3 protein-coding genes, 1 tRNA gene and 2 pseudogenes are annotated in these 3853 nt (G+C 64.0%); 2 read left to right on the plus strand and 4 right to left on the minus strand.

Translation table 11 applies throughout. The features are described from left to right. Positions 1-12: 12 nt before the first annotated feature. From BKY26_RS19610 to BKY26_RS19620, 3 genes and pseudogenes are all read right to left on the minus strand, one after another. Positions 13-600, minus strand: a pseudogene (locus BKY26_RS19610) (integrase core domain-containing protein); the annotation flags it as partial. Next, positions 596-704: pseudogene (locus tag BKY26_RS20140) on the minus strand (IS110 family transposase); the annotation flags it as partial. The pseudogenes BKY26_RS19610 and BKY26_RS20140, both read right to left, overlap by 5 nt. Positions 705-890: 186 nt before the next feature. After that, a tRNA-Leu gene (locus tag BKY26_RS19620) sits at positions 891-975 on the minus strand. A 186-nt stretch (positions 976-1161) separates the two neighbouring features. On the opposite strand from BKY26_RS19620, the gene BKY26_RS19625 reads away from it, so the two are divergent. Continuing rightward, the gene (locus BKY26_RS19625; protein ID WP_083431534.1) at positions 1162-1650 is read left to right on the plus strand and encodes a Hint domain-containing protein; all 489 of its coding nucleotides are present in this window, start codon (positions 1162-1164) and stop codon (positions 1648-1650) included. A gap of 150 nt (positions 1651-1800) precedes the next feature. Here BKY26_RS19625 and BKY26_RS19630 read toward each other — a convergent pair whose 3' ends face one another. After that, a complete protein-coding gene (locus BKY26_RS19630; protein ID WP_071692061.1) occupies positions 1801-3381 on the minus strand; it encodes a bifunctional ADP-dependent NAD(P)H-hydrate dehydratase/NAD(P)H-hydrate epimerase in 1581 nt (526 codons plus the stop codon). A 188-nt stretch (positions 3382-3569) separates the two neighbouring features. Between BKY26_RS19630 and BKY26_RS19635 the strand changes: the two genes are divergently transcribed. Then, positions 3570-3853 (plus strand): P-II family nitrogen regulator (locus BKY26_RS19635; protein ID WP_071692062.1); only part of this gene is annotated, 284 nt, incomplete at its 3' end.

A 3853-nucleotide genomic window follows, 5' to 3' on the forward strand; every position in this document is an offset into this window, starting at 1 on the left:
GGACCAGTCAGATCAGGCCACGTAGTCCCTCGATAATAACGAGAGTCTGCAGGTTTGATTTTGATAATCATGGGTTTCGGTTTGGGCAAGCGCGCCGGGGGCTGAGCCCTGAAATTGCTCAAGCGCTCGGCCCGCTTGCAGTGGCGTCTGGTTTCCAAGCGATGAGTGCGACCTGACGGCGTTGTAGTCATATCGCCAAAGGGCCAGCTTTCTTCGCGCATCATCGAGGTTTTCGAATATCTCCTCATTCAAGAGCTCGTCGCGCAGACTGCCGTTGAACGACTCGATGAAGGCATTCTGCTACGGATTCCCAGGGTCGATGTAATGCCACGGCACATCGTTCTGGTCGGCCCATCTCAGGATGGCCCGGCTTGTGAACTCCGTCCCGTTTTAACTGACGATGCAACCTGGTTTTCAGTAGACCCGCACCGACGCGTCCAGCTCGCGGGCGACACGAGCTCCCGAGATACAGGTGTCAGCCATCAGGCGCAGGTTTTCGCGGCAGCAATCGTTGATCACCGCCAGAATGCAGAACTTGCGTGAAGCACCGAAGCTGTCCGACAGAAAGTCCAGCGACCAGCGCGCATTTGCGCGCGCCGCCTCCGAAGCTTCTTGCGCAGAACAGGCTGCCCCGCTGCATCTGCCCCGTTGACCTGAAACACATGCTTCGCCAGATCGAGCCCGACCATGATAATCTCCGACATGATCGTCCTCCTTTGCGGATCATCGCAGACCCACTTTGGAACATCGATGCCGTCGGGTGGGCCGGTCACATCATCAAGGCCCACTGCAAAGCATCGCCACAAAACAGGGAAGGTGGTTATGGAGGTGGACTAAAATACACGTTTTGTAAAAATGTCTAATATTATAAATTATTTAGAGCATTTCTATGGTGCGGGTGGAGGGACTTGAACCCCCACGCCTTGCGGCGCCAGAACCTAAATCTGGTGCGTCTACCAATTTCGCCACACCCGCACGATCCGCAGGCAGTCGCCTGACGGTGGCGGGTCTTTAGCAAAGGCCCGCGCCGGTGGCGAGAGGGATTTTGCGGGTTTTTGAGGGTTTCGCTCCGAGAAAGCCCTTGGGTCGGACCCCGCCTTTGCATTAACCTGCCGGAAAGACATGGCGAGGTATCATCGCCGGGACTGAGCAGGATTTGGCATGACGGATCTGACAGACGGGTCCCCGACCGGGGAAGCGACGCAGAGACAGCTTTCCGGCGCGATGCTGCCGCCGGGGACGGAGATCCTGACGCTGGCCGGCGCATTGCCCGCAGAGGCGCTCTATCCCGGCGACCGGGTGATCACGCGCGATGCGGGGGCGCAGGTTCTGCGACGGATCCTCCGTCATGACGTGCCTGCGGAGATGCGCTTCGTCTTCATTCGCAAGGATGCGCTCGGCGGCAAGCCTGTGCGCGATCTGCTGCTGCCTGCCGACCAGAGGATCCTGCTGCGCGACTGGCGCGCGCAGGCGCTGTTCGGCACGCCGGCCGCACGGGTGCCGCTGTCACGGCTCGTCGACGGCGAGGTCATCTGCTGGAGCGATGCGCGCCCCGAAGCCCTGCTTACCCTGCAATTCGACCGGGCGCATGTGCTGTATGCCGACGGGCTCGAGGTGATCAGTGCGGCGCAGGACATCGCCAAGGTCTGAGAGCAAGAATCCATCGCCCTGCCATTGGAACAGGCACCGGCGCGGACCTGTGGGGCCGCGTCTGAACTCTCTTGCAAGAGCGTTTTCTGGGGCCTTGCCCCCACGGCCTTCCGGCGCTTTCATTGGCCATTTGCCGCGTTGGCCCGGGGATCAGACCGCGTTGCAAAGGCTGCGCAGGACGCCCGGCAACCGATCCGGCAAGTCCTCGGCTATAAGGCCCGGACCGACTCTCCGTGCGGTCTCCGCATGGAGCCAGGCCGATGCTTCCGCGGCGCGTTTCGGGGGGATCCGGCGGGCAAGCAGGCCGGTGAGGAAACCTGCCAGCACATCGCCCGATCCGGCTGTCGCCAACCAGGGCGCCGCGCGATCATAGGCGGCGGCGTGGATTGACGCCTGACCGTTCGGCGCCGCGATGACCGTGTCCGGCCCCTTGAGCAGCACCGTGCAGCCCACTCGCGCGGCGGCCTCTCGGGTGGCGTCGATCCTGGAATAGGCGGGGCCGACCATGGGCGCAGAGCTCACCCTTGCCGCGATATCGGGGAAAAGCCGGGTGAATTCGCCAAGATGAGGGGTAAGAACACAGGCCTCATGCAACTGCGCGAACAGCGCGTCCGGGTCCTGTGCAAAAGCGCTCAGCGCATCCGCGTCCAGCACCGTCCCGCGCCGGGCCGCAAGCGCCTGTGCCACCAGATCGCGGGTGCCCTGCCCAAGCCCCAGCCCCGGCCCGACACACAGGGCGTTCAGGCGTGCATCGGTCAGCAGATCGGCCAGTCCTTCGGCCCCCTCGCATTTGCGCAGCATGATCGCGGTCAGCTGGCAGGCACATTCCATCATGGCAGAGCCTGGCGCCGCCACGGTGACCAACCCGGCCCCGATGCGCAATGCACCACGGGCCGCCAGACGGGCCGCGCCTGAATGGCCCATTGGGCCGGACAGCACCAGCGCATGACCGTGATCGTATTTGTGCCCCCCCTGTCGCTTCGCCAGATCGCGGGGCGCGGTGACGAGGGTTGCAAGCGGGCCAAGCCGCACCCCAGCCGGGGCCGGGCGACGAGGGGGGATCGCGGTCCGGGGGGCCAGCCCGATATCGGCGACCACAACCGCCCCGCAGGCCACCGGGCCGCTGGCCAGGTAGTGCCCCGGTCGGGCACGGTGGAAGGTCACCGTCAGGTCGGCATTGGGCAGACCGGCCTCGCTATCGACCAGCACGCGGCCGCTATCCATGCACAGCCCCGTGGGGCTATCGACGGCAAGCTTGCGGCAGCGTCGCCCGCGATGCCCCATGCCGATCACCATGGGCGAGACGATCTCATGCGGCACCGGCCGGGTCAGGCCCGCGCCGAATACCGCATCGACAACCAGATCGGCCCGTGCCCCGGCAATCGCTTCGCCATCCCAGGGCCGCACCTCGCCAAGCGCCTGCCAACGGCTGCAATTCAGCGCGGCATCCGGCGGCAAGCGGTCGGGGTCGCCGAAAAGATGCAGCGTGACCGTCCAGCCCGCCTGATGCAGCAGCCGGGCAATGACGAACCCGTCGCCGCCATTGTTGCCGGGACCACAGAGCACCAGCGCCCGGAACGACCCCGCCCGAAGCTCGGGCCAATGGGCCAGCAGCGCCGCGACAACCCCTGCCCCGGCGCGTTCCATCAGTTCTTGTCCGGTGACCGGGCCGGTCTCCATCGCGGCGGTTTCCAGGCTCCGCATCTGTGCGGCGGTCAGCAGCTCGGTCATGCCGGTATGGCCCCTTGACGATCATGAGTTTTCACAGTGCACAATTATTGTGCGCATTGCGCTGATATTGGGCGGCCGCTGCGGATTCCCGGACAGCAAGCCCCCCTGTGTCACGCTACCCGATTGCGACCCCATCGGGAAAGTGGTGTCACGGGCCTGCAATACTCGGGCCAGAGGAGTCGGCAGACATGAAAAAGATCGAAGCCATCATCAAGCCGTTCAAACTGGACGAGGTGAAAGAGGCCCTTCAGGAGATTGGCATCCAGGGCCTCAGCGTCACCGAGGTCAAGGGTTTCGGACGTCAGAAAGGCCATACCGAGCTGTATCGCGGCGCGGAATATGTGGTCGACTTCCTGCCCAAGGTGAAAATCGACGTTGTCCTGTCCGATGACATGGTTGACGGCGCGATCGAAGCGATCGTGGACGCAGCCAAGACCGACAAGATCGGCGACGGCAAGATTTTCGTCTCGTC

Source organism: Nioella sediminis, from assembly GCF_001879695.1.
GTDB classification, from domain to species: domain Bacteria; phylum Pseudomonadota; class Alphaproteobacteria; order Rhodobacterales; family Rhodobacteraceae; genus Nioella; species Nioella sediminis.